Here is a 26331-nt window from a genome sequence, read left to right on the forward strand (position 1 = left end):
GGCAGGACGTAACCCATACCGCCGACAACGGCTAACAGGACGAGCCGAGTTGTCGATGCATGATCAGGCAGCTGGCGAGCCTGAGGAACCCTGTGTGGATGCCAGCCCGTCGTTCCCATCGGATCCGCAGACATCGAAAGCCGTGCAGCCACGTGATGCTCCGCTCGAGCACCCAGCAGTAGGTGCCCAGTCCGACGCCATGGCGAGTGCCGCACCGTGCGACGGCAGGCACGATGCCTCGGTCTCAGACCTGGCCACGGGCGGTTGGCGCGGGTCAGCAGGGCAGCGAGCGGAGTGCCCTGGCCATCCGTGATCAAGTGGCGCTTCGAGCCGGCCCGGCCCCGGTCGACCGGCACGTACAGGGTCCCGCACAACACTTCGCGGTCCGGCAACGGCGTACGACCCGGGTAGCGCAAGCGCCGCTCACCCTGCGGCGGCAGTCGCTCCATGAGGACCCGCAGCTCATCCGGGACGATCCACGGCGACGTCCCCACATCGAGCCGAATGCTCAACTCCCGCCTCAGGAGGTGGTCCGGTTCGTGGTGAGGAAGTCCAGGACGAGAGGGCTCGCGACGGCGCGATGCTCCTCGAAATAGGCGTGCCGCGCTCCGGGGATCATGTGCTGCCGGGCGCCGGGGATCCGGTCGGCGAGCAGGTGGGCGTTGGCTGCGGGGTTGAGCAGGTCGTCGGTGCCATGGACGACGAGGGTGGGTGCGCTGATGCTGGGCAGGAGCTGCCACGCGTCGTGCCCGTTGCTGGCGGCCAGGTGGCGTCGTTGCGCGTGGGCGGGCATGTTCGGGTCGCCGAGCGTCTGGTACGGGCCGGGGTTCGCCGCCAGCCAGGCGGGGGTGTACATCAGCTCCAGCAGCGCCTGCCGCGCCGCAACCGGTTGCGTCTGCACCAGCGACCTCCGCACGTCGTTGGTGCGTTCGACGGCGTGCGGCCCACCGGGCGACGTGCACCCGAGCACCAAAGCGCGCACCCGGTCGGGATGGCGGGCTGCGAGCTGCTGGGCCACGCGCCCACCCATGGACGTGCCGTAGACATCGGCCCGGTCGACACCGAGGTCGTCGAGCACCGCGATCACGTCCAGGGCGAACAGCTCGGTGCTGTAGGGCTCGTCGGGCTTGTCGCTCTCCCCCGTACCGCGGTAGTCGAGCGTGATGGTGCTGCGGTCGGCGTGGAAGTCATCGCGCACTCCGTCCCACCAGTGGTGGTTGTTCGCCTGGCCCGCCAGCAGGACCAGCGGCGCCGCGCCCTCGCCCTGGACCTGGACCTGATAGGCGATACCGACCCCGTCGGGCGTCGTCGCGTGCGGCATGCAGATCGTCACTCCTCATGGTCAGGGTTCAGCGCGTCGTGACACCGGGGTTCCGCGGGCCGGCTCCCGCAGATCGCCGAGGCAGAGTCCAGAGACTGAGCCACACGCCGCTGCGTTCACCTTCGGCCATCGGCGTGGTGCAGGGTCAGACCTAGCATTGCAGTACTGGCCGGAACGCCCCGTGCGCGTCCGCCGCACGCCCGCTACGGCAGCCAGCGCTCCAGTGCCATGTCGGCGATGTCCTGGAGTTCGTCGCGGCTGAGGCCGCCGGCGGCCTGGACGGCGATGCCGAACGTCACCGTCATGACATATCGGGCGAGTTGTCGGGGGTCGGCGTCGCGCGGAAGATCGCCCTCGTCGACGGCCCGCTGGAAGCGCTCCTCAAGGCGTAGTCCCGAATCGTTCCGCCACTCGACCAGCATGTCGTGCGCGGGCCGACCCGCATCGCTCGACGCCAGCGCGCCCTGCACGACCAGGCATCCCGCAGGGCCTCCGGGACGCGTCGTGGTCCGAACCGCTCCGCGGAGCATCGCCTCGGCCACGCCTCGCGCGGTCGGCTCCTCCAGGGCGCGCGTCCCATATTCGGCCGGACCCTCGGTGTAGCGCTCCAGAACTTTGCGGAACAGCTCCTCTTTGTTGCCGAAGGCCGCGTACAGGCTTGGCTTCGTGATGCGCATGGCCTTGGTCAGATCGGTGAGGCTGACCCCCTCGTATCCCCGTTCCCAGAACACCTGCATGGCGCGCTCGAGCGCCTCGTCGATATCGAATTCTCGAGGCCGACCCATAACGGCACTCCGCGAACCAGCCATGTGTGCAGCGTACTCCCGAGCGACGATCGACCCGACTTCTGTACCGATCGGAATAGAACGCTTGCACCCTCGGTTCCTGCCCACGACGGCAGTCACCACGGCGAGTTCGCGGAAGGGCGTCGTCGCAGATCGACCATCGTCCGAATACACGCTCCGCGGTTCGGGGCGGCAGAGAGGTCAGCATGTCCGAGAAGGAAGTACGCGAAGTCTTCGAGCGTTACATCGAGGCGCTCAACGCCCATGAGTTCGACCGGATGACCGAGTTCATTCATGACGAGCTCACCGAGAACGGCAGGCCGGTCACGCGGGACGACGTCATCGCGGAGCTGAAGGGGCACGGCGACGCGGTGCCGGACTTCACCTGGCGGGTACGGGACGTGGCCATCGACGGTGACCGCGTCGCAGCCCGTCTGTTCAACAAGGGCACCCCCGCGAAGGAGTGGTTCGGCGTCGCTCCGACCGGCGAGACGATCGAGTACGCCGAGTACTCCTTCCACAAGGTGCGTGACGGACGCTTCTACGAGATGAACTACCTGATCGACGCCCAGGCCGTACAGCAGCAACTCGGCATCTGACCTCCGGAGGCGACCCTCGCCCGCACTGAAGCCACCGCACCTCCGAGAGCCCGGCCACCGGCCGGGCTCTCGTTGCGTGTCGAGGATGTCTCGATTCGGATGTCTCCCGTGCCCCCGGAGGGATACCGCCTACAGGCGGAAGCCGCCGGTGGCGTCGATGAGTTGGCCCGTGATCCACCGGGCGTCGTGGGAGGCGAGAAGGGCGACTACGTCGGCGACGTCGGCGGGTTCGCCGATGCGGCCGAGGGCGTTCTGTGCGGCGATGGAGGCGACGAGTTCGGAGTTGCCGCGCAACCAGGACGCGTTCATGTCGGTGTCGGTGGTGGCGGGGACGACGGTGTTGACGGTGATGCCGCGGGGGCCGAGGTGCTGGGCGAGGGGCAGCGTGAGGGCGTCGATGGCTCCCTTTGTCATGGTGTAGCCGATGAGATCGGGGAGGGCGACGCGGGAAGTGCCTGAGGAGATGTTCACAATGCGTCCGCCGTCGGCCAGGCGCGGCAGAGCGGCCTTGATGATCAGGAACGGTGCGGTGGCGTTGATCTGCTGCTGGCGGATGAAGTCCTCGGCGCTGAACTCCTCGATGGAACCGTGCAGGGCGATCCCGGCGTTGTTCACCAGCACCCGCACGGGAGCGTCGCGCAGCGAGCCCGCAGCCGCGTCGTAGGCCGTCCAGAAGGCGGTGCCGGTATCGGGTGCGGCCAGGTCGGCGGCGAAGGAGAACGCCGTGCCACCGGCCGCGGTGATCTTCTCGACGACATCGGCCGCGGCGGCCGAGTCCTGGCGGTAGTGAACTGCGACGGTGTACCCGTCGGCGCCGAGACGGCCGGCGATGGCCGCCCCGATGCCACGGCTGGCGCCGGTGACAACGGCGATGCGGTCGGCCTCACGGGCGTCGAGCGCTTCGATGTCGCGCAGGTCGGTGTCAGACATGATGCCTTTCTGTCGCCCCGGATCGGGCGGTTCTGGGTGCAGATGGCGTGCGACGCCCTCCCGCGCTCTCGTCGCGGCGGCTGTCACGAAGGGGGAACCTCGACCCCGCGACTTATATTCCGAACGGTACATAAGTCGTCGCGTCGGCGATACGGGTAGCAGTGGGCGCTGATCGAACCCGTGATCACGGCGTGGAAGGCCCGGCATCCTTCGGTGAGCGGCCATCAGGGGCGCTACAAGATGCGCGCGATGGTCGACGCGCTGTTCCACCAGAACCGTTCCGGCTGCCAGTGGAGCCTGCTGCCTGCGGATTTCCCTCCGCCTCGGCCGTGAAAGACGCATCAGACAGAGACTCGTTTTCGCGCCCTCTTAGGACCAAGGGCGTGAAGCTGCGAGCTCCCGCTGGTACGAACATGTTCGGTAGGCTCGCTGCATGACTGCCCGACCTCAGCCCATCAGCCGTCGTGAGCGCCCGGCCAAGCCGGCCCTGACTCGTGCCGGAATCGTCTCGAGTGCGGTCCGAATCATGCGGGCCGAGGGGTTGCAGCGGGTCACGATGCGCCGCCTGGCCAAGGAGCTCGACACGGGCCCTGCGTCGCTGTACGTCTACGTCGCCAACACTGCCGAGCTGCATGCGGCGATCCTCGATGAACTGCTGGGCGAGGTCGACCTGGGGCCGGCCGTTGGGGGCGAGGACTGGCGCGAGGGGATCGAAGACGTTCTCGCTTCCTACACTCGCCTCCTCTACCAGCACCCGAGCCTGGCCCAGTCGGCGCTGGTCGCCCGACCGTCAGGCCCCAACTACTTGAAGCTGCTGGAGACGCTGCTGGCGCTGCTCAGCCAGGGTGGTGTACCGGACGGTCAGGCGGCCTGGGGCGTGGACGTGCTGCTCCAGGTGGCTACCGCCACCGCGGCCGAGCACGCCGTGCGGGACGGTTCGCCCGACTCCGAGGCGGAGTGGAACGCTGTCACCGCCGCCGTGGAGAACGTCTCCGAAACCGAGGCGCCCCATGTCGCCGCGCTTGGTTCCGAGCTGCTGTCGGGGACCCCGCGAATGCGTGCGACATGGCGGATCAACATGCTCCTCAACGGCATCCTGCACACACCGCGCGCTACACCCTGAGCTTCCTTGGCCACCCCGTGCCCGACAGGGATGGGGGGCAGTCGTATGTGACACGGCGAGCAGGGCTCGTAACGAGCACTGCTCGTCAAATGAGTTTATTGTGTGGTTATGCCTGAAAAGTTCCATCACGTTCCAGTGAGCAGGCGAGATCGCCCGGCCAAGGCTCCATTGAGCCGGGAGGTCATCGTCCGGACGGGACTGGATCTGCTGGAACAGGGCGGTCTGGCGAACCTGAGCATGCGCAAGATCGCGACGGCTCTCGATACCGGATCAGCGTCCTTGTACGTCTACGTCAAGGACCTGAACCATCTGCGCGCCCTGATGCTCGACACCGCGCTGGAAGACGTTCAGGACAGCCCGGACCTGCCGCCGGTCGACCGGGTGAAGGCAATCCTCCGTTCCTACCTGCACGTGCTGCTCGACCGGCCGGGGCTGGCGGGCATCGCCGCGGTCACCATGCCGCGGGGCACGGGCAGCATGCGGCTGAACGAACTGCTTCTGGACGGCCTGCTGAACGGCGGCGTCAGGCCCGAACGCGCGGCCTGGGGCGTAGACCTGTTGACGCTGCACGTCACCGCCAAGGCGGCGGAACTGGCCGCCTGGCGCGAGCAGGGCGACGACGTCGTCGGCGACACGGAGAGTGCATACGAGCGCGCCGACGAGACGACCTACCCAAGGCTCGCCCAGCTGCACCACCTGCTCTTCGCCGGACCGGGACCCCGCCGTTTCGACTGGGCGTTGCACAGCCTCATCAACGGCATCACCCAGACCCCGCTGCCGCCCCAGGTTGCCCCTGAGCACGACACGGACAAGGAAGCCCGCCATGTCCAGTGAGTCCGGCCAACCGCATCGCATAGCCATCCTCGCGGGCCTGATCCTCACCCCGACCGGTGGCAGCGGGCCCCTCGGCGACGTCGGCGCCGAAGAAGCCGGCAGCGCCGGCGGATTGCTCAGCGCCATCCAGCAATCGGCAACCGTCATCGGCTCCGCCGTCCTGGCCACCGCGTCCTTCCACACGCTCGGCGGCGGCCGCACCGCCGACTGAGGCGGGTCGGACCACCGATTCACCTGGCGCAAGACCACTCACCCCGGCAACGAACTTGTTCGCTACGAACATGTTCGGTACGGTGGATGGAGCCCCCTCCCCCGTGCTTCCGAAAGAGGTGACCTGCCATGTCCGCACCCACCGCACCCACCGCCGACGACACACCCGCCGTGCCGAAGAACATCCGCTGGATCATGCTCGGCATCCTGTTCGCGATGCTGCTGTCGATGCTGGACGGCCTCATCGTCGGCACCGCGATGCCCACAGTCGTCGCGGACATCGGCGGCATCGACCACATCTCCTGGGTGGTCACCGCGTACACCCTGACCGCCGCCTGCTCCACTCCGGTGTGGGGCAAGATGGGCGACCTGTTCAACCGCAAGCACATGTTCCTGGGCTCGATCGTGGTGTTCATGATCGGCTCGGTGCTCTCCGGCCAGGCGTCCTCGATGAGCGAGCTGATCGGCTTCCGTGCTTTGCAGGGCATCGGGGCCGGCGGTCTGATGGCCGGAGCCTTCGCCCTGATCGGCGTGCTGCTGCCGCCCCGCGAGCGCGGCAAGTACCAGGGCATGGTGGCGATCACCCAGGCCGTCGGCAGCATCGGCGGTCCGCTGGTGGGCGGTTTCGTGACCGGTCACTTCGGCTGGCGCTGGGCCTTCTACATCAACATCCCCATCGGCCTGATCTGCCTGGTGTGGTGCGGGATGCTCCTGCATCTGCCGGCCGCCCGCCGTGGCAAGGTCGTGATCGACTGGCTCGGCATCACCCTGATGACCGCGATGATCAGTGCCGTGGTGATGGCCGCGACCTGGGCGGGAAGCACCTACGCCTGGGGCTCCTGGCAGATCCTGTCGCTCGCAGCGGCGTCCGTGTTGCTGCTCATCGCCTTCATCGCCTCGCAGAAGCGGGCCGGCGAGCCGCTGCTGCCGCTGCGGATCTTCACCGGGCACCGCAACTTCCCGATCTCCGCGGTGCTGCTCGTCGTCGCCGGTGTGGCCATGTTCGGCGCCACGCTCTACCTGCCGCTGTTTCAGCAGAGTGTGCAGGGCGCATCCGCCTCCAGCTCCGGGCTACTGCTGCTGCCGATGATGGCCGGCACCGTCGCCGCGTCCTTGGTCGCGGGCAAGGTGATGACGAAGACCGGCAAGTACAAGATCTTCCCCGTCGTGGGTGCCGCCGCACTCGCCATCGGCATGGGGCTGCTGTCCACCATGGACACCACCACCTCCCGCTTCACGACCAGCACCTACATGGTCATGGTCGGCATAGGCACCGGCTTCACGATCCAGATGGCCAACACCATCGCCCAGAACGCTGTCGAGCTGCGGGACATGGGCGCGGCCTCCGCGGCCACCAGCCTCTTCCGCACCCTGGGCGGTTCGCTCGGCGTCGCGGTCTTCGGGTCCCTCTTCACCCGCGCCATCCAGGGCCAGGCGGGAGCCCCGGCCGAGGGCGGCCACACCGACACCTCTGCTGTCGAAGGGATGTCCCGGACGGCCAAGGACGCCTACTTGCACGCGGTGGCCCACGGCACCCAGCAGATCTTCCTGGTCGGCGCCCTGTGTGCCGCAGCCGCCTTCGTCGCCGCGGTGTTCATCAAGGAGGTCCCCCTGCGCGGCAAGCCCGGCAGCGCGCCGAAACCCGAGACCGTATCGACCAAGGCCTGACCCAACCGCCAGGCAACGCCACGCCCACCCCTCCCCCACATCCATCCCGGACACCGCCGGGATCCACAGCCGGTTCACGCCGGCGGGCAAGGAGCCACCATGAACACGCATCACCCCATCACCATCGTCGGCGCCGGACTCGGCGGACTGACCCTGGCCCGCGTCCTGCAAACCCACGGCATCGAAGCAGCCGTCTTCGACCTGGAAGCCGACCGTCGCGCCCGCACCCAGGGCGGCATGCTCGACATCCACACCTACAACGGCCAGATCGCCCTGCGCACCGCCGGCCTCTACGACGGTTTCCGCGCGCTGGTCCACTCCGGCGGCGAAGCCACCCGTGTCCTCGACAAGCACGCCACCTCCCACTGGGAAGAGCCGGACGACGGCACCGGGGACCGTCCCGAAGTCGACCGCGGCCAGCTGCGCGACCTCCTGCTCGACTCGATTCCCGCCTCCACCGTCCGCTGGGGGCACAAGGTCACCGCCGCCCGCCCCCTCGCTGACGGCCGGCACGAAATCACCTTCGCCGACGGCGCCACCCACACCACTGACCTGCTCATCGGCGCCGACGGTGCCTGGTCCCGTGTCCGTCCCCTGGTCTCGGACGCCCGGCCCACCTACACCGGCATCTCCTTCATCGAGACCAACCTCCTGGACGCCGCCGTCCGCCACCCCGAAAGCCTCGCCGTCGTCGGCGGCGGTGCGCTCTTCGCGCTCCAGGAGAACAAGGGCTTCTTCGCCCACCACCAGACCGACGGCAGCCTGCACATCTACACCGCGCTGCGGATCGCCGAGGACTGGCTCGACACCATCGACTTCACCGACACCGAAGCCGCCAAGGCCGCCGTAGTCGCCCAGTTCGCCGGGTGGGACGACAGCCTCACGTCACTACTCGCCACCTCGGACACCGCCCTTGTCCCCCGCAAGATCAACGCCCTGCCGATCGGCCACCGTTGGAACCGCGTCCCCGGCGTCACCCTGCTCGGCGACGCCGCACACGTCATGTCGCCGTTCGCCGGTGAGGGCGCCAACCTGGCCATGCTGGACGGCGCTGAACTCGGCGCAGCCCTCGCCGAGCACGAAGGCGACATCGAGAAGGCCCTTGCCGTCTATGAGGATGCGCTGTTCCGGCGCAGCGAGGAGAAGGCCCAGGAATCGGCCGAGGGGCTCGAGCTCTGCTTCAGCGAGAACCCGATCGACGAGCTCCTCAGCATCTTCACGGCGTCGCCTGCGGACTCCGCCTGAACCGCACGCCACATGCGTGTGCGCCCGGCAGCGCAAGCCGAGCCTGATCGTCTCCCCTGCCGTTACCGCCCGAGGCCGTCGGCGTCCATTCGGACCGGCGGCCTCGGGCGCAGGTGGCGGGCCCGCTGTCATCCGCCCTGTGGAACCGCGGGCCGAAGCCTGGCCGGCGGACGCGTACGGTTCAATGCGCCGCCGCGCGCAGCTCGGCGTAGAGCTCGGATCCCGACCACTGGCGCGGCGTGGATTCTGCCTCGTGTACGAGGGCGACGAGCCGCGCGCTGGCCGGGGCGCTGCGGCCGTGGGCGGTGGCGAGGGCGACGATCTCGCCCTGGAGGGTGTCGATTTCGGTGGGCCGGCCGCGCTGTAGGTCCTCCCACATCGAGGAGCGGGCGTGCGCGTCGATCCGCAGCGACGCCGCCGCGACCCGGCGGAAGGCGGCGTCGGGCAGACCGAGTGCGTAGGGCGTGATGCCGGGCGAGGTCGGTCCGAGGCGTGCGGGTGTGACACCCGCGGCGCGGAAGGCGGCGAGTGCCTCGCGCTGGCACAGGGCCAGGCAGCGGCGGTACGACCGCTGGCCGAGCTGGTCGCGCAAGGGCAGCCCGGACAGTGCGTTGATCGCGTTGTTGAGGTTCATGAGCAGCTTGGCGTGCTGCACTGCGGGCATGTCGGTACGGGCCTCGATGGCCAGGCCCGCGGTGCGGATGGCGGCGTGGAGGGCTTCGTCGGGCTCGGTCATGAGCCGCCCGGGCATGCCCTGGTGCACGGTGCCGGGTTCCGGCTGCACCACGTTGTACGGCACCATCCCGGCGAGCACGGTGTGGCCGGGGAGCTCGGCGCGCAGGGTGGCGGGGTTGTGCAGCCCGTTCTGGAAGCTCACCACGACGGCTCCCGGGGCGAGTTGGGCGGCGAGGTCCTTTGCCGCGGCTTGCGTGCCCATGGTCTTGACGGTGACCAGCACATAGTCGGCGTCGGCTGCGGCCCCGGGGGTCGTGGAGAGCGTCAGCCGGTCCGCCGCCAGATGGACGGGCTGCCGCACCGAGGAGCTGAGCGTGAGCCCTCGCTCGCGCAGTACGTCGAGGGTGGCGGGCCGGCCGATGAACGCCACGTCATGTCCGGCGGCGACGAGATGGCCGCCGAGGTGACAGCCGATGCTGCCGGCGCCCATGACGGCGATCCGTGGACGGGTGGGTTCCTCTGCCGATGCCGGGAGGGGTGGGGGCATGGGACTGGCCTTCTGTCGGGACGCGCCTGGGGGCCGCGGGTGCAGCCCACCCGGCCGGTCTCATCGGACAACGACGGTGGAGAAAAAGGCTCTTTCGCCGCGGTCGATGACGCGGCGTTCGCCGCTGACGGTGACTTCGACGGCGAGGCGGATGTCATCGGAGCTGGACCCTAGTCGCAAGGAGACCGGTTCGGGGTCGACGACCAGGTCGTCGGCGGTGTTGGTGTAGGCGAACTGGGTCAGATCCACGGTGAAGCGGATACGCGCCGACTCCAGGGGCTTCAAGTGGATGCGGGCGAACCCCAGGAGCTCCTGTGCGGGCCGTGTCATGCCGAGGACCGGCTGGGTCCCGTAGAGCTGGACGATTTCGGTGCCGGAGACCGGGCCGGAGTTGGTGAGCGTGAATTCCAGCTCGATGCTCCCGCTGACGGGTACCTCTCCACCGTCCACGGTCAGGTCCTCGTACCCGAAGTCGGTGAAACTGAGGCCGTGCCCGAAGCAGAACTGGGGGGTTGCGGGCATGTCGAGGTAGCCGTGGTGGATGTCGGCCGGAGTACGCCGGTATCCGCTGCCCGTGCGCTGGTAGTGGTAGATCGGCACCTGGCCGGAGTGCCGCGGCATGGTGACCGGGAGCTTCCCGCTGGGGTTGATCTCACCGAATACGGCCTCGGCGGCCGCGCGACCGGTGGCCTCGCCCGCGAAGGGCACGGCGACCAGGGCGTCGAGGTGATCGAGGACCTCGCCCAGGGCGAGCGGGCGCCCTTGGTACAGGACTCCCACGCAGGGCTTGCCGAGGGCTGCCACCGTGCGAACGAGTTCGGCCTGGGCGGCGGGAAGGGAGATGTCGGCGCTGTCGCCGCCCTCGCCCTCGGTGAAGTCCTTGCCGAACCAGCCGCCGATGCCGCCGATTGCAAGGACGACGGCTTCGGCGTCCCGGGCGGCCTCCACCGCCAAGTCGAGGCCGCCGTCCAGGCTGGTGAGGGGGGCGCAGCCCACGGCGTGCCGGACTTCCGCGCCGGGGGCCAGGCGACGTACGGCCTCTACGAGGGTCTCGGCCTGGTGGTGGTCGCGTACGTAGGCCTCGGACCCCATGCTGACGTAGGGGCCCAGTTCCTGCGCGACGGTAGTGAAACCTTCGGCGGTGATCTGGCTGCTCATTCCTTCGATGCCGGCCATACCGGCGGAATCCTGGCTGGCGAGGGTGGCGAGCATGGCCATGGCCGCGGGGAAGGTGTAGGCGGGGAAGCCGACGGAGGCGTTGTCGGCGTAGGGGCCGATCACCGCGATGGTCCGCAGGTCGGGGGCGAGCGGCAGGAGGCGCTGCTCGTTCTTCAGGAGGGTCACGCTCTGGCGGGCGAGGTCCAGGGACAGGTCGCGGCCGTCGCCGGGCAGGGTGTGGAGTTCGGCGGCGTCCTCGCGGACGTACGGCTGATCGAACAGGCCGAGTCGGAACTTCGCCGTGAGGACCCGCAGGACGGAGTCGTCCAGGTGTTTCTCCGAGACCAAGCCCTGGTCGACGGCGCGCTCCAGGTGAGGGCCGAAGCTGTGGAGGTAGGGCAGTTCGACGTCGAGGCCGGCGCTGACGGCGAGGGCTGCGGCCTCTTCACGGGTGCGGGCCACGAGCTGGCGGTCGATGAACCCCGAGACCGTGCTGTAGTCGGAAACGACGCTGCCGGTGAAGCCGAGGGTGTCCCGCAGGAGGTCGGTGAGCAGGGCGCGGCTGGCGCCTACGGGTTCGCCGTCGAGGTCGGAGTAGGAGTTCATGACGGATGCCAGTCCGGCATGGCGGATCGCCGCCTCGAAGGGGCGGGCGAACACGTCCAGGATTTCGCGGTGGCTCAGGTGGGTGGTGGCCATGTTCTGGCCGCCTTCCGTCAGACCGTAGCCCAGGAAGTGCTTGGCGGTGGCGATGGCGCCTTGGGTCAGGTCCTCTCCCTGCATGCCGCGGGTGAAGGCGACCGCGAACGCGGAGATGAGATAGGGGTCTTCGCCCCAGGTCTCATGGACACGTCCCCAGCGGGCGTCGCGGGCGATGTCCATCACCGGGGACAGGGCCTGGTGGATGCCGACGGCGCGCATCTGCCGCGCGGTCAGCGTGGTCATCTTCTCCACCAGGTCGGGGTTCCATGTGGCGGCCTGCGCAATTGCCGTGGGGAACTGGGTGAAGTGGGCGGCCATCAGGCCGTTGAGTGCCTCGTTGTGGACGATCGCGGGAATGCCCAGGCGGGTTCGCTCGACCAGGTACCGCTGGATGGCGTTGGTGGTGGCGGCCAGCTGCACGGGGGTCTTGTGGGCGAAGTTCCCCATCGCGGAGATGTGCCCGATCCCGTGCCCCAGGACCTCCTTGCAGCGGCTCTCGTCGATGCCGTCGCTGCCGTACAGGGACAACGGGAGCGCGGCGCTGAGTTGCTGGGCCTTCTCCAGACGCGTCATGCGTGCCAACAGCTCGATGGCGCGCTCAGCCGGGCTCAGCCTGGATTCGTGCATGTGGGTCCTCGGGTGGGATGGCACGCACACCGGTCGGCGCACGCGGTGGATCGGATGGTGGCCGGCGAGGCCAGGACCTCGCAGACGATGCCGCCGCCGACGGACAGGAGGAGGACCGGTGCCCCTGCCCCGGTAGCGAGGCGGTGGCTGAGGCAGAGGCACCGGGGATCTAGGCCCCCAGGGGGGACGGGAGTGCGCGGCTCAGGACGCGGTCGCGGCCGATCGCGCCGAGCCAGGCTGCGGACTGTTTCGGCGTACGAGCGAAGGTCTTCCGGTCTACGGCGATCAGCCCGAAGGTCGGCGCGAAGCTGCCCCACTCGTAGTTGTCGAGGGCGGTCCAGTGGAAGTAGCCGCGCACGTCCACACCGTCCGCCATGGCTTCGGCCATCCCGGCCAGCGCCTCGGTGGTGTAAGCGATGCGGCGGCTGTCGTCGTCCGTCGCGATGCCGTTCTCCGTGACGATCAGCGGCACGCCCGGGATGGCGGCAGCGGTTTGGCGCAGCGCATCGCCGAGCGCCGCCGGATAGAACTCCCAACCGGTCAGCGTGCGTTCGGCATCGTCCGGTACGGGCAGCGGGCCGTCGGGGCCGATCAGATGACGGCTGTAGGCCTGCACACCGAGCCAGTCGTCGGTGCGGGCGGCTTCCAGGAAGACGTCCTCCCGTGGCCGCCGGAACTCCTCTGCCACTGACTCTGCGCCGGGCAGTGGATGGCAGACGTGGCTCGCGATGGACCAGCCGGTGCTCAGGCGCGGGACGATCGCCTTGATCGCGTCGACCACGGCACGATGGGCGCGGATCAGCGCCTCGGTGGTGGCCTCGTCGGGCAGCAGCATGCCGGCCTGCGGCACCACCCCGGCGTCACTCCCGAGGGCGCCGCTCATGAGGGCGTTGCGCACACTGGCCATCGCTGCGAGCATGTTCGGCTCGTTGATGGTGCACAGGTGGTCGACCCCGTCCCCGAGTGCCTGGACGACGGCTTCGGCGTAGCGGACGAAGAGTTCGACCGCACCGTCGGCGGTCCAGCCGCCGCGTTGTGCGAACCAGAGCGGGTTCGTGAAGTGATGCAGCGTCACCATCGGGCGCAGCCCGCGCTCGCGTGCTCCTTCGACCATGCGACGGTAGTGGTCGAGCGCGGCCCGGGAGAACTCACCGGGCGCCGGCTCGATCCGCGCCCATTCGACGCTGAACCGGTAGTCGGTGAAGCCGAGTCCGGCGAGCAGGTCCATGTCCTCGCGCCAACGGTGGTAGCTGTCGCAGGTGTCCCCGCTCGGCTCGCTGATGATCTGGGTCAGCCCGCTGTGCTCGAACCCCCACCAGTCACTGTTGGTGTTGCCGCCCTCCGTCTGGTGGGCGGCGGTTGAGGCTCCCCACAGGAAGCCGTCGGGGAGGGTGAATGGCTGGTTCATCGTGGTGTCCTTCCAGGGCAGTGCGGGTGCGGATTGGAGGTGGGTGGTGGTGGGCGATCAGGTCACGCGGCGGATCGGCAGCATGCACAGCCCGCCGGCGGCTGCGAGGACGATGGAGATCGCCAGCAGGGGCCGGTAGCCGAGGCCGGGGACGACCGCCACGGCGATCACCGGGGCCAGCACCTGCGGCATCGTGTTGGCGATATTGAGGATCCCGAGGTCCTTCGCACGGTGTTCGCCGTCCGGCAGCACCTCTGCCATCACCACCTGGTCGACGGCGACGTAGCAGCCGTAGCCGAGACCCGCGACGACGACGAAGGTGAAGAAGGCGCCCAACGAGGGGACGATCACCAGCGGCAGCACGCTCACGGCCGCGGCCGCGGCAGCGGAGACCACGAAGATCTTGCGGCGTCCGAGCCGGTCCGAGAGCGGGCCGGCAGTCGCGATACCGATTCCGGCGGTGACGGCCGTGAGCGCTCCGGCCACGGCGATGACCGATCCGGCGTGGCTTGTGGAGAGGTTCAGGTAGTCGGTCAGGATGTAGAGCTGGTACACCAGCACCAGGTTGAGGCCGAGGCCTGTGAGCAGCCGCCCGAGCAGCGCCCAGAGGTAGTCGGCGTCCCGGGGTGGCAGCGCCGTTTGCAGCAACTTGCGTACGGTGAACGGCTCGCGCGCCAGAGCGGCCGAGGACCGATCGGGCGCGGCCAGCCAGATCAACAGGCCGCCGAGCGGCATCAACCAGAAGATCCAGCGCAGGCCCGCGGCCGGGGCCGCCACCAGCAGTCCCGCGCCCGCGCCGCCGATGGTCAGCGCCAGCAGGGAGCCGATGCCGATCCAGGCGGAGGCGCGGCCCAGATTCCGTTGCGCCACCCGGTCCGGCAGCAGCGCGGCAAGTGGACCGATGACCGCGTTCAGGCCGATCTGCATCGCGATCCAGAGCAGCACCAGCACCGGGAAGCTGTGCGTGAAGGAGAGAGCGCACCCGGCGATCGCGGTGCCCAGACTGCCGCCCAGGATCCACGGGTTGCGCCGGCCCCACCTCGACCGGGTCCGGTCCGAGAGCACGCCGAAACCGATGTTGGCCACCATGGCCGCGACCGCGCCCGAGGTCGTGAGGATCGCGTAGTGACTGAGCTTGGTGTGTTCGTCCCACTGCTCCAGCAGCGCCTGAACCAGGGTGCCGGCGGCGTTGTACGGAAGCAGAAGGCTGAGGTTGGCAGCGCCGAGTACGGGCCCGAGTCGCCCAAGTCCGGCCGGGACGTCCGGGGTTGGGTCTCCGGCGAGGGCCAGCTCTGGGGCCTGGGGAGGAGTGCTCACGGTTGGATCCTTTGCTGGTCCTGCCACGGCGGTGCGGAGCCGATGGCGGCCGAGCGTAGCCCCCAAAACCTTGCACCTCAAGGTTTTGGTCGACATAGAATCCCCGCCATGCGCACACCCCGAGGCCCCTACGCCAAGAGCTCGGCCAAGCGGCAGCAGATCCTGGACGCCGCGCTCGCCGCCTACGCGGAGGCAGGCAGCCGCAAGGTCTCGGTGCGCGACATCGCGCAGCGCGTCGGCATGACCGACGCGGGCGTACTGCACCACTTCGGCAGCCGCGAGGCGCTGCTCACCGCGGTCCTGGAGGCAAGGGACGCGGCAGCGCAGGCAAAGTACGGCGACCCGCACGCCGATCCGAGCGCCGGCCTGCACATCGTGGCCGACAACGCGTCAACACCAGGCCTGGTCAAGCTCTTCGTGGATGTGGCGGCGGCCGCCGCGGAACCCGGCCACCCCGCCCACGACTGGTTCATCGACCGCTACGCCGACTATCGCGGCAGCCTGGCGGACCAGATCTCGGACGGGCTGGCCCACCCACCGGCCGGGGGCGTGGACGGTCCCTCACCGTCCCCCATCGACCCCGAATGGGCGGCACGCATCCTGGTCGCCGCCGTCGACGGGCTCCAGCTCCAGTGGCTCCTTGAGCCCGGCATCGACATGGCGGCAGATCTGGCCGCGCTGCGGGACGTACTGGTCAGTGCCCTGCGAGCGGACGGGCAGCCGGACTGAACTGCGCGGCCCGGCGATGACCCGTCAGCGCGTCCTGGGGCAGACGCTCATGGTCGCTGCCGGAACCTGGAACGCGCCGCGCCGGTGGCAGCTCTGTCGGGACCACCACGGCCGCGCCGGCAGCCACCGGGCCCGACCGTCGGTGTCATAACTCGCCCCCGGGCAACGATCATCGGGGCGGCGCGGCTGCATTGTTCACGGTCTCCCACGCCTCCTCCGTCAGCAGAACACGGAAGTAGGCCTCCAAGGTGGCAGCCATGTCGACCTTCTCGGGGTCCTGCAGCCACTGGGTCTGCAGGCCGTCCATCATGGCCAGCGTTCCGGCCGCGGCGTAGTCCGGATCGACGCCGGGGCGCAGACCGCCGTCATTGCCGATCGCGGCGTACACCCGGACCAGTCCGGTGCGATACCACTCGTAGCGCCGGTGGAAGTACTCATGCGCCGGATGGTCGTCCGCATTCGCCTCAGCCGACAGCACGGTGAATAACTGGACCATGCCGCGACGAGCGGCATGATGCCGCGCCAGGTCGACCAGCGTGGCCAGTGCGCCGATGCCGATGAGTTCGCGGCCCGCCAGGAGTGCGGCGTCCTGCTCGTCGCGCCGAGTCAGGACCGCGGTGAGCAGGGCCTCCTTGTTCTCGAAGTGGTGAAGCACGCCTGCCTGGGTCAGACCGACGATCTCGGCGATCTCCCGGATCGACCCCGCCCGGTAACCGGTGCGCCCGAACACCGCCAATGCGGCGTCGACGATCTCCCCGCGGAGCGCCTTGGTCTTGGCGTAGGGGCCGCGGCGCTTGCCGGCACCCGGCGCGGTCGCCGACTCCGGCCGGTCGGCGGACTCCCGGTATCCGGCTGTCACTCTCGCCGCGATGTCCGCCGGACCCTCCTTCGCGTGCGACTCGTTCTCTGGCATGCGGTTCTCCCTCGATCAAACCCTAGTGCTTATTCGGTTTTCGGTGCTAAGTTCCCGCCCCAGTGCCCCCGGTATCGGGGCCGTGATCGGGTTGTATCTCGACGAGGAGACACCATGGCTCGACGGAACATCAAGGCGATCGCGCTCGGGGCCGCCATGTCCTTCGCCCTGGCCGGCTGCGTGGGCGGTTCGAGCGACACGTCCGCGTCCGGGAAGTCGACGACACTCACGATCGGCATGGCGAACGCGCCGCAGTCCCTCGCCGCGAACTCCACGATCGGGGGCGGGGACCTCACCTACTACACCGCGTTGTACGACTCGCTGCTGTTCCTCAAGCCGGACGGGTCGCCGGCCCCGGGGCTCACCGACAAGTGGGGCTACGACGACGCCCGCACCACGCTCACCCTGCATCTGCGCCCCGGTGTGAAGTTCTCCAACGGCCACGCCTTCGACGCGACCGCGGCCAAGGCGAACCTGGAGCGCAACGCGAAGGCAGGGTTCAATGCGGTGATCGCCTCGAACTTCGCAGGCATCCAGGCCAAGGGCTCGACGACTCTGGTGATCACTCTCAAGCAGCCTGACCCGGCGCTGCTCAGCCAGCTGGCCGGCCCCCTCGCCTACATGCAGGACCCGGCCACGTTCGACGACCCCGACGCCGCCACCAAGCCGGTCGGCACCGGCCCCTACGTCCTGGACTCCACAGGCACCGTCGTGGGCAACAGCTACTCCTACAGCCACAACCCCAACTACTGGAACACCGCGGCCACCGAGTACAAGGACGTGCAGATCAAGGTCTTCACCGACGCCTCGGCGATGACGAACGCGATCAAGTCCGGACAGATAGCCGCCGGACAGCTCTTGAACCCCCAGCAGGAGATGGCTCAGCAGGCCGGCTGGACCGTCGAGACCCAGGAGCTCGACCTCGCGGGCCTGTGGCTGTTGGACCGGGAGGGCGTCATCACGCCGGCCCTCAAGGACGTCCGGGTGCGCCAGGCGATCAACCTCGCGATCAACCGCACCGCTCTGCTGAAGGCCGGCTTTTCAGGAAAGGGCACCGCCACTGCCCAGCTGTTCTCCGCCACCGACGGCAGCCCCCTTGACCCTGCGCTGGACACCGCCTGGGCCTACAACCCGGGCAAGGCCAGGAAGCTGCTGGCCGCCGCGGGGTTCGCCGGTGGCTTCGACCTCACACTTCCGACACTGCTGGACGGCAAGGCAGTGATGGCCGCGGTCAAGCAGCAGCTCGGCGCGATCGGCATACGGGTCCACCTCAAGGACGCCGGCGCGGCGGCGGGTATCGACGTTCTGGCCGGCAAATACGCGGCGTCGTACTTCGGGTTCGAGGGCGGTGACCCGTACATCACCATGCAGCAGAACCTGCTGCCGAACGGAGCGCTGAACCCGTTCCGCGTCGCCGACCCGAAGATGATCAAACTGGTCAAGGCCTACGCCGACGCGAGCGACGCGGACCGTGCCGCCGCGCTGAAGGCCCTCAACGCCTACGAGACCGAGCAGGCGTGGATCGCGCCGTGGTTCCGCGTGCAGGCTCCCTGGGCCACTGACAAGTCCACCAGCCTCCAGCTCACCCGCGGCCGCTCGGCGCCCAACATCCTCAACTTCGCGCCGAAGACCTGACGCCGGGTCGGCCCGCACATCGCTGCCGGCGCTTTACCAGGCGACTCCACAGCCCGCGAAGCATCTCCAGATCCGCAGTCCGAAAGGGACCCCCATGCTGACGTACGTGGTCCGGCGCCTCGGTGCAGGCGTGGTCCTCCTGGCCGCCGTCGCCGCATCCGCGTTCCTGCTGCTCTACCTCGGCTCCAGCGATGTCGGCCGCACGGTCCTGGGTCCCACCGCGACCAAGGACCAGGTCGCCGCCAAGAACCACGAGCTGGGACTGGACCGTCCGGTCGTGGCACGGCTCGTGGACTGGACCGGCCACGCGGTGCACGGGGACTTCGGCCGCTCCTGGTTCACCGGCCAGGACGTCCAGCAGGCGATCTCCGCCCGGCTGCCGGTCACCCTGTCCCTGGTGCTGGGAACCATGCTCGTCACCATCGTCGTCGCGGTGGGCCTCGGCCTGTGGGCGGCGGTGAGGGGCGGCTGGGTGGACGGGCTCCTCCAGGTGTTCTCGGTGGTCGGATCCGCGATCCCCGGGTTCGTGGTCGCACTGTTCCTCGTGACGTTCTTCTCCATCCGGCTCAGGCTCTTCCCGACGACCGGCTACGTCCCACTCGAGAACTCCCCCAGCGGTTGGTTGTCCTCGATCACTCTCCCGGTGGTCGCCCTGTCGATCGCCGCCGTGGTCCACGTGTCGCAGCAGGTGCGGGGCTCGGTCAAAGACGCCTTGGATCTGGACTGGGTCCGCACGCTGCGCAGCCGTGGGCTGTCCAGACGCCGGGTCCTACTGCGCCATGTGCTCCGGCACGCCGGCGGGCCGGCGCTGGTGACGCTCAGCATGCAGCTCATCGGCCTGCTCGGCGGCGCGGTGATCGTTGAACAACTCTTCGCCCTGCCGGGCATCGGGCAGCTCGCCGTCACCGCGACCGGCACCGGCGACCTGCCGCTGATCATGGGCTTGGTCGTCATGACTGCCGTGATCGTGGTGATCGTCAACCTGGCCGTCGACCTGGTGCTGTGCTGGCTCAACCCGAAGGTGAGGCTCACGTGATCGAGATCGCGACCGGGCCCCGGGGGCCACAGGACAGTCCCGGAAGCCCCGATGGTCCCGCGAGCCCGATGGCGCGAAGCGGCATGTGGCGCAAACCGTTGTCCGCCATCTCCCTGGTCATCCTCGGTATCGCCGTCTTCACGGCGCTGTCAGCCCCGTGGATCGCTCCCTACAAACGCGGCCAAGGCGACATCGCCGAGTCCTTGCGGCATCCCAGCGGTAGCCACCTGCTGGGCACCGATCAGGCCGGCATGGACGTGCTCAGCCAGCTGATCTACGCCTGCCGATACAGCATGGCCGGGGCCACGCTGGCCGTGGCCGTGGCCGCGGCCATCGGGATCACCTCAGGCCTGGTGGCCGGCTATTTCAAGGGGTGGTTCGACGCCGTCGCCAGCTGGACCGTCTCGCTGATCATGGCCATGCCCGGGATGATCGTCCTGCTCGCAGCCCGGTCGGTGATCGGCCCCGGCCTGTGGACGTCCATGACGATCGTCGGCGTGCTGATGTCGCCGATGTTCTACCTCATGGTGCGCTCCTCGGTACACGCGGTCAGGGAAGAGCTGTTCGTGGACGCCGCGCGCGTGTCCGGGCTGTCGGACACGCGCATCATCCGCCGTCACGTGCTCACCGTCGTGCGCGCGCCGGTCGTGATCCAGACCGCCATGGTGGCCGGCGCGGCGATCGGCATCCAGGCCGGTCTGGACTTCATCGGGCTGGGCGATCTTACGATCGTGACCTGGGGCTCACTGCTGAACGACGGGTTCCAACTGGTCGGCACCGAGCCACTGTTGTTGCTCTGGCCGAGCCTGGCCGTCGGGCTGGTGTGCGTGGCGTTCACGCTCGTCGCAGTGGGATTGCGCGACGAACTCAGCTCCCGGTCGTCCGGCCAAGATCCTGATGTCGACGCCGGGGCGAGTCCCCCGCTCCCAGCCGTCGTTCACGGCGGCGCGCCCGTGATGTCCGAGGTGGTCCTGGAGGTGTCAGGCCTCCGCGTCGGCTACGGCCAGGCCGACAGAACAATCCGTGACGTCGTCCACGGCGTGGACTTCACCATCCTCCGCGGTGAGGTGCACGGACTGGTCGGCGAGTCCGGTTCCGGAAAGACACAGACCGGTTTCGCCGTGCTGGGACTGCTGCCCGAGGGCGGCCGGGTCACGGCCGGATCCATGCGCTTCGACGGCACGGAACTCGTCGGCTTGCCGGACAAGGACCGCGACGCCTTGCGCGGTGTGCGCATGGGCTACATCCCACAGGAACCGATGAGCAATCTCGACCCCTGCTATTCGGTGGGGTCTCAGCTCATCGAGCCGATGCGTGTACGCCTCGGCCTCTCCCGCGCGCAGGCTCGGGCCAACGCGCTCAGTCTGCTGACGCGCGTCGGCATCCCCGATCCGGAGCGGACCATGAAGGCCTACCCGCACGAACTGTCCGGCGGAATGGCTCAGCGGGTTCTGATAGCCGGAGCCGTCTCCTGCGATCCGGACCTGCTGATCGCCGACGAACCCACCACGGCGCTCGACGTGACAGTCCAGGCCGAAGTGCTCGATCTGCTGCGCGACCTGCGCCAGGAGAAGGGAATGGGAGTGCTGCTCGTGACCCATGACTTCGGCGTCGTCTCCGACGTCTGCGACCGGGTGTCGGTCATGCAGGACGGCCGGATCGTCGAGACCGGACCGGTTGACGTGATCTTCCACGAGGCCCGTCACACGTATACGCAGTCGCTGCTGTCCATGATCCTCGACGAGGCCGAGGGGACGCCGTGACCAGTGCTGTCGTCACGCCGGAACCGGTGCTCCTCGAAGTCAGCGACCTCGAAGTCGCCTACCGCGGCCGACGTTTCCGCAGCCGGCCGTTCCGCGCCCTGCGCGGCGTGTCGATCCGGGTCGCGGCAGGCGAGACCCTCGGCGTCGTCGGGGAATCCGGCTCCGGCAAGACCACGTTGGGCCGGGCGATCCTCGGCCTGGCTCAGATCACCGGCGGGTCGGTCCTCTTCCGCGGCCGCGACATCTCCCACGTCGGGCGAAGGGAGCGCCGCGCGCTGGCCGGCGACCTCCAAGTGGTCTTCCAGGATCCGTACAGCTCGCTCAACCCCTCCCTGACGATCGGCCAGACCCTTGCCGAGCCGCTCACTGCCCGGGGAACGCTCGGCACGTCCGCGGCCAGAGCCCGGGTCCAGGAGCTACTGGACCGGGTCCATCTCCCCTCGAACTCCGCTGAGCGGTACCCCCGGGAGTTCTCCGGCGGCCAGCGCCAGCGCGTGGCCATCGCACGAGCTCTGGCGCTGAATCCCAGGCTGATCGTGTGCGACGAGCCCGTGTCCGCCCTGGACCTGTCGACCCAGGCCCGGATCTTGGACCTGTTCCGGGAGATCCAGGCGGATACCGGCGTCGCCTATGTGTTCATCTCGCACGACCTCGCCGTCGTCCGCCATCTGTCCGACCGAGTAGCCGTGATGCACCAAGGTGAGATCGTCGAGCAGGGCGACGCCAGGCAGGTGACCGCCGACCCGCAGCACCCCTATACCCGACGGCTACTGACGGCATCGCCGCTGCCGGACCCCTACCGCCAGGCCGCGCGGCGCGCCGAGCGACGACTCCTGGCACAGGCTGAATCGGCGAGTGGGCCGACGAAACGGCGATGACCATGCAATGAACGTCCTCATGGGGGCGGACCTGCCCCAAGGCCGCAGAGGAGACGCCGATGAATGCTGCCATACCCGCGCCATCCGCCGGGGAGTCGCCCGAAGGGCTTTGCCCGGTGGGGCGGCCATGGCGTGTCCTGACAGAGAGTCAGGAACTGCAACGGGTGGCTGCGACGGTCCGTGAACTGGTGGCCCCGCACCTGGAGGCGGCTTCAGCCGACGGACGAGCGGTCCCGGCGGGGGTGCTCCGGCTGACGCTTGCCGACGTCGGCCCGGCCCCGTCTGCCCTCGGGGTGCCGCCGAGCGGCGAAGCGCAGCCGGAAGAGGGCTACCGGCTGACGGTGGAATCCGACCGGATCCTCTGTCAGGCCCGCACCCCCGAAGGGGTGTTCCGAGCCGCGGTGTCGGCCCTGCATCTGCTCGTGGCCGCACCGCCGGAGGGGCTGGCGTGCGGATGGAGCGAGGAGTCGCCGCGATACGCGTGGCGGGGTCTGATGGTGGATCCGGCGCGGCACTTCCTGCCTGTCGGGGAGCTACGAAAGATCATCGACCTGGCCGCGCTGTACAAGCTGAACGTGCTGCACCTGCACCTGACCGACAATGAGGGCTGGCGTATTGAGATTCCGGGGCGCCCGGAGCTGACGGCGGGCCGGCCGCACTACACCGTCGCGGAATACCGGGAGCTGCAGGCGTACGCCGCCGAGAGGTTCGTGACGGTGGTGCCGGAGATTGACCTGCCGGGTCACAGTGCGGCGGCGCTTCGCGCCTACCCGATGCTCGGCACGGTGGGCCTGCCTGCGTGGGTGCCGGAAGGGGCGCCGTTCGCACCACCGCTGGATCCGCGTGACGAGGTGACTCGGGCGTTCGTGACCGAGGTGCTGACGGAGGTGGCGCGGGCGACGACGGGCGCCTTCATCCACTTCGGCGGGGACGAGGCCCTGGGCATGGACGGTGAACGGTTCACGGAGGCTGTCGTGTTGGCCCGCGAGCTGATTCGCGCGTGCGGAAAGCAGCCGCTGGGCTGGCAGGAATCCGCCCGGGCGGGTATCGGTCCGGGGGAGATCGCGCAGTGGTGGGTGGACGTGCCGATGATGGAACTGCCGGACAGCGACGAGGAGTTGGCGCTGCGGCCGGAGTTGGTGAAGGCCGGCATGACGATGCCGATCGTACGAGCGCTGGCCGGGGTTTTCGCATCCACCGACGACGACCTCGGCCGGATCGTGGACGGTGGCGCACGGGTGCTGCTGTCCCCCCAGTCTCACCTGTACTTGGACCGCCCCTATGACCTCGCCGTGGTCCCCGCGGATCGCCACGAGGGCGCCGAGCGGCTCGGCTTCGCATACCGGCCGCGGGATCTTCGATATGCCGCGGCCTGGGACCCCACTGCCTACGGCCTTGCGCCGGAGCAGGTCGCCGGGATCGAGGCGACGCTGTTCGGCGAGACGATCAAGAACTTTGACGATCTCACGACGCTGCTGCTGCCCCGGCTCGCGGGAGTGGCCAATGTGGCATGGACTGGTGCGGTTCCGCGGTGGGAGGAGTACCGCGAGCGGCTGGCAGGCCAGGCCCGGCTGTGGCGGGAGAGGGGGGTGACGGCGTTGCTGTCCACGGAGGTGGACTGGCGCTGACCGGGCCTCGTCAGGGGCGGGCCTCCCATGAGTGGGGAGGCCCGCCCCTGGCCGTCATTCAAGGGGACGGTCGGCAGGCCGGTGCGGGCGTTGCATCAGACCGAAGAAGGTGATTGGCCCGGACCGGTTGGAGCCCTGTACATGAAAACTGAATGACTAGTAGGTTTTGGTGACGGAGCCCTGGCTTCCCGTGCTTCCGCCATTGGTCCCACCCACTTTGGAGCCCCCATGACCGCCGACCCGCACGCCGAGATCCCCCTCGAAAACCTGTCACTTGAACAGCTGGCCTCACTCACCTCCGGGCGCAGCACCTGGCAGACCACCGGGATCACCGGTTCGATCAAGCCCCTGACCTTGTCGGACGGCCCACACGGAATCCGCAAGCAGAACCCGCACGCCGAGGACTCGCTCGCACTGGCGACGAGCGTCCCGGCCACCTGTTTCCCCCCGGCCGTCACCTTGGGCTCCTCCTGGGACCCGGAACTGGCCGGCCGGGTCGGCGCGGCCCTGGCCCGCGAGGCCTCAGCGCTCGGCGTGGACGTGATCCTCGGGCCCGGCGTCAACATCAAGCGCTCCCCGCTGTGCGGACGGAACTTCGAGTACTTCTCCGAGGACCCGCACGTCAGCGGCATCATGGGCGCGGCGCTGGTGAACGGCATCCAGTCCCGGGGCATCGGCGCATGCGTCAAGCACTTCGCCGCCAACAACCAGGAAACCGACCGGATGCGGGTGAGCGCCGACGTCGACGAACGGACGCTGCGGGAGATCTACCTTCCTGCGTTCGAGCATGTCGTGAAACAGGCGAAGCCGTACACGGTGATGTGCTCCTACAACAAGCTCAACGGTGTCTACACCAGCCAGAATCACTGGCTGCTCACCGAGGTCCTGCGCGACGAGTGGGGCTTCGACGGCCTGGTGATGTCCGACTGGGGTGCGGTGAACGACCGCGTGGCGGCACTGGCAGCCGGGCTCGACCTGGAGATGCCGCCGACCGGCACCGACGCCGAGATCGTCACTGCGGTCGAGGACGGCCGTCTGGACCGGGCGGTCGTCATGACCGCCGGCCAGCGCTTGGTCGAGCTCGGTCGGCGCGTCGCACGGGCCGAGCGGTACGAGGACTGGGACGTGGACGCGCACCACGAGCTGGCCCGGGAAGCCGCCCGCGCCGGGGTCGTACTGCTGAAGAACGACGGCGACCTGCTGCCGCTGGACCCGGCTGCACGCCAGAAGGTCGCGGTGATCGGGGAGCTCGCACGCACCCCCCGGTACCAGGGCCAGGGCAGTTCCCACGTGGTCCCGACCCGGCTGGACACGGCCTGGGACGCGCTTCATGGTGCTGTCGGCCCCGACACCGAGCTGACCTTCTCGCCGGGCTACCCCCTGCTCAGCACTGACCTGTTGGCCTTCCTCGAACCGGACGAGGACAGGGCAGCCGAGCCGTCGGCCCAGCCGGCCGACAACGCCGACCTCCTGGCGGACGCGGTGACGGCCGCACAGTCGGCCGACGTGGCGGTCCTCTTCCTCGGCCTGCCGGACATTTCCGAGTCCGAGGGCAAGGACCGCACCACCATCGACCTGCCCGCAGAGCAGATTGCGCTGCTGCGCGCGGTCTCCGAAGTCTGCTCGCGGACAGTCGTCGTCCTGGCCAACGGCGGCGTCGTGTCCGTGTCCGAGTGGCAGGACACCGCCGACGCGGTCCTGGAGGGCTGGCTCGGCGGCCAGGCAGGCGGCACGGCGATCGCCGACCTGCTCCTCGGCAGCCACTCCCCGTCGGGGCGCCTCACCGAATCGATCCCCCACCGGCTCGCCGATGTGCCCTCACACCTGTTCTTCCCCGGTACCGACGGCCACGTCGTCCACGGCGAGGGCCGCTACGTCGGCTACCGCCACTATGACACCCTCGGCGCCGACGTCGCCTACCCCTTCGGGCACGGCCTGACCTACTCCCGTTTCGACTACTCGGACCTTGAGGTGGAGAAGACCGGCGAGAACGCGTGGGCGGTCTCCGCGACCATCACCAACTCCGGTCGACTGTTTGCCGAGGAAGTCGCACAGCTGTATGTCGCGTTCGACGAGACGCACCCGACGCGGCCGCGACACGAGCTGCGCGGATTCACCAAAATCGGTCTGGCGCCCGGCGAATCGGGCGTCGTGCGGTTCGCCCTGACAGGCCGTGACCTGGCTTGGTGGTCAGCGTCCAGGCAGGACTGGCGCTTCGACGCAGGCACCTTCACGGTCGAGATCGGCGCGTCCTCCCGGGACATCCGACTGCGCGCCCAACTCGTGACCCCCGGCGACAACGTCGTCGAGCAGCTCGGCCCGATGTCGACGCTCGGTACGTGGCTGACGCATCCGGTCGGCAGCCGACTCATCGCCGACGCCTTGGGCCAGTCGCCGGCCGCCGCACAGCTCACCACCGCGAACCCGCTGATATTGGAGATGGCGCGCGCGATTCCGCTCGCCAAGTTCGAGGGATTCAACATCGGTTTGACCGCTGAAGTGGTGGCGACGCTGGTCGAGGCCGCGCAACAGACCGAATAGGGCACGGCCTGAACGGCAATTGGGGCGGTGTGGGCCCGATGCCCACACCGCCTCAAGGT

21 protein-coding genes and 2 pseudogenes are annotated in these 26331 nt (G+C 69.1%); 14 read left to right on the plus strand and 9 right to left on the minus strand.

The annotated features are described in order from the left end of the window. Positions 1-31: 31 nt before the first annotated feature. The 3 genes and pseudogenes from ACIHFB_RS25730 to ACIHFB_RS25740 all read right to left on the minus strand — a co-directional run bounded on the left by ACIHFB_RS25730 (position 32) and on the right by ACIHFB_RS25740 (position 2130). A pseudogene (locus ACIHFB_RS25730) lies at positions 32-524 on the minus strand (hypothetical protein). Next, entirely contained in the window at positions 521-1321 is an 801-nt protein-coding gene (locus ACIHFB_RS25735) for an alpha/beta fold hydrolase (RefSeq protein WP_400128034.1), read from the minus strand. The pseudogene ACIHFB_RS25730 and the gene ACIHFB_RS25735 overlap by 4 nt, the downstream one beginning before the upstream one ends. Positions 1322-1524: 203 nt before the next feature. After that, positions 1525-2130, minus strand: a complete 606-nt coding sequence (locus ACIHFB_RS25740; RefSeq protein WP_400128035.1) for a TetR/AcrR family transcriptional regulator — start codon at positions 2128-2130, stop codon at positions 1525-1527. A gap of 182 nt (positions 2131-2312) precedes the next feature. On the opposite strand from ACIHFB_RS25740, the gene ACIHFB_RS25745 reads away from it, so the two are divergent. Continuing rightward, positions 2313-2705 (plus strand): ester cyclase, encoded by a 393-nt coding sequence (locus ACIHFB_RS25745; RefSeq protein ID WP_326726587.1) that lies wholly within the window; start codon positions 2313-2315, stop codon positions 2703-2705. A gap of 129 nt (positions 2706-2834) precedes the next feature. Here ACIHFB_RS25745 and ACIHFB_RS25750 read toward each other — a convergent pair whose 3' ends face one another. Continuing rightward, complete coding sequence (locus ACIHFB_RS25750) at positions 2835-3635, minus strand: SDR family oxidoreductase (protein WP_365281900.1); 801 nt, start codon at positions 3633-3635, stop codon at positions 2835-2837. Positions 3636-3803: 168 nt separating this feature from the next. Between ACIHFB_RS25750 and ACIHFB_RS25755 the strand changes: the two are divergent. From ACIHFB_RS25755 to ACIHFB_RS25780, 6 genes and pseudogenes are all read left to right on the plus strand, one after another. Further along, positions 3804-3956, plus strand: a pseudogene (locus tag ACIHFB_RS25755) (transposase); the annotation flags it as partial. 112 nt (positions 3957-4068) lie between these two features. Then, positions 4069-4758, plus strand: coding sequence for a TetR/AcrR family transcriptional regulator (locus tag ACIHFB_RS25760; protein WP_400128036.1), 690 nt, complete (start codon positions 4069-4071; stop codon positions 4756-4758). 135 nt (positions 4759-4893) lie between these two features. Beyond that, positions 4894-5592, plus strand: a complete 699-nt coding sequence (locus ACIHFB_RS25765) for a TetR/AcrR family transcriptional regulator (protein WP_400128037.1) — start codon at positions 4894-4896, stop codon at positions 5590-5592. Then, positions 5582-5803 carry a hypothetical protein gene (locus tag ACIHFB_RS25770; RefSeq protein WP_365281903.1) on the plus strand — a complete coding sequence of 74 codons (222 nt, stop codon included), beginning with the start codon at positions 5582-5584 and terminating at the stop codon, positions 5801-5803. Before ACIHFB_RS25765 ends, ACIHFB_RS25770 begins: the two co-directional genes overlap by 11 nt. A 128-nt stretch (positions 5804-5931) precedes the next feature. Beyond that, positions 5932-7470 (plus strand): MDR family MFS transporter, encoded by a 1539-nt coding sequence (locus ACIHFB_RS25775; protein ID WP_400128038.1) that lies wholly within the window; start codon positions 5932-5934, stop codon positions 7468-7470. Between the two features lie 99 nt (positions 7471-7569). Then, positions 7570-8715, plus strand: a complete 1146-nt coding sequence (locus tag ACIHFB_RS25780) for an FAD-dependent oxidoreductase (RefSeq protein ID WP_400128039.1) — start codon at positions 7570-7572, stop codon at positions 8713-8715. Positions 8716-8896: 181 nt separating this feature from the next. On the opposite strand, the gene ACIHFB_RS25785 is transcribed toward ACIHFB_RS25780, so the two are convergent. The 4 genes from ACIHFB_RS25785 to ACIHFB_RS25800 all read right to left on the minus strand — a co-directional run bounded on the left by ACIHFB_RS25785 (position 8897) and on the right by ACIHFB_RS25800 (position 15149). Further along, positions 8897-9937 carry a 2-dehydropantoate 2-reductase gene (locus tag ACIHFB_RS25785; RefSeq protein WP_400128040.1) on the minus strand — a complete coding sequence of 347 codons (1041 nt, stop codon included), beginning with the start codon at positions 9935-9937 and terminating at the stop codon, positions 8897-8899. A 60-nt stretch (positions 9938-9997) separates the two neighbouring features. After that, positions 9998-12424: a glycoside hydrolase family 3 N-terminal domain-containing protein gene (locus ACIHFB_RS25790; RefSeq protein WP_400128041.1), complete on the minus strand. Its 2427-nt coding sequence runs from the start codon at positions 12422-12424 to the stop codon at positions 9998-10000. A gap of 169 nt (positions 12425-12593) precedes the next feature. Then, on the minus strand, positions 12594-13832 hold the full coding sequence (locus ACIHFB_RS25795) for a glycoside hydrolase family 1 protein (RefSeq protein WP_400128042.1): 1239 nt from the start codon (positions 13830-13832) through the stop codon (positions 12594-12596). 57 nt (positions 13833-13889) lie between these two features. Continuing rightward, positions 13890-15149: an MFS transporter gene (locus tag ACIHFB_RS25800; RefSeq protein ID WP_400128043.1), complete on the minus strand. Its 1260-nt coding sequence runs from the start codon at positions 15147-15149 to the stop codon at positions 13890-13892. A 108-nt stretch (positions 15150-15257) separates the two neighbouring features. Between ACIHFB_RS25800 and ACIHFB_RS25805 the strand changes: the two genes are divergently transcribed. Then, positions 15258-15878 carry a TetR/AcrR family transcriptional regulator gene (locus ACIHFB_RS25805; protein WP_365281910.1) on the plus strand — a complete coding sequence of 207 codons (621 nt, stop codon included), beginning with the start codon at positions 15258-15260 and terminating at the stop codon, positions 15876-15878. 169 nt (positions 15879-16047) lie between these two features. On the opposite strand, the gene ACIHFB_RS25810 is transcribed toward ACIHFB_RS25805, so the two are convergent. Beyond that, on the minus strand, positions 16048-16791 hold the full coding sequence (locus ACIHFB_RS25810; protein ID WP_365281911.1) for a TetR/AcrR family transcriptional regulator: 744 nt from the start codon (positions 16789-16791) through the stop codon (positions 16048-16050). 114 nt (positions 16792-16905) lie between these two features. Here ACIHFB_RS25810 and ACIHFB_RS25815 point away from each other — a divergent pair, with 114 nt between their 5' ends. From ACIHFB_RS25815 to ACIHFB_RS25840, 6 genes are all read left to right on the plus strand, one after another. Next, positions 16906-18426, plus strand: coding sequence for an ABC transporter substrate-binding protein (locus ACIHFB_RS25815; RefSeq protein ID WP_365281912.1), 1521 nt, complete (start codon positions 16906-16908; stop codon positions 18424-18426). A 94-nt stretch (positions 18427-18520) separates the two neighbouring features. Further along, a complete protein-coding gene (locus tag ACIHFB_RS25820) occupies positions 18521-19462 on the plus strand; it encodes an ABC transporter permease (RefSeq protein WP_365281913.1) in 942 nt (313 codons plus the stop codon). 98 nt (positions 19463-19560) lie between these two features. After that, a complete protein-coding gene (locus ACIHFB_RS25825; RefSeq protein ID WP_365281914.1) occupies positions 19561-21225 on the plus strand; it encodes a dipeptide/oligopeptide/nickel ABC transporter permease/ATP-binding protein in 1665 nt (554 codons plus the stop codon). Further along, positions 21222-22103 (plus strand): ATP-binding cassette domain-containing protein, encoded by an 882-nt coding sequence (locus tag ACIHFB_RS25830; RefSeq protein WP_365281915.1) that lies wholly within the window; start codon positions 21222-21224, stop codon positions 22101-22103. Before ACIHFB_RS25825 ends, ACIHFB_RS25830 begins: the two co-directional genes overlap by 4 nt. A gap of 59 nt (positions 22104-22162) precedes the next feature. Then, positions 22163-23731 (plus strand): family 20 glycosylhydrolase, encoded by a 1569-nt coding sequence (locus ACIHFB_RS25835; protein WP_400128044.1) that lies wholly within the window; start codon positions 22163-22165, stop codon positions 23729-23731. A gap of 228 nt (positions 23732-23959) precedes the next feature. Continuing rightward, positions 23960-26272, plus strand: coding sequence for a glycoside hydrolase family 3 C-terminal domain-containing protein (locus tag ACIHFB_RS25840; protein WP_400128045.1), 2313 nt, complete (start codon positions 23960-23962; stop codon positions 26270-26272). Positions 26273-26331: the final 59 nt, after the last annotated feature.

Source organism: Streptomyces sp. NPDC051963, from assembly GCF_044593495.1.
GTDB lineage: Bacteria > Actinomycetota > Actinomycetes > Streptomycetales > Streptomycetaceae > Streptomyces.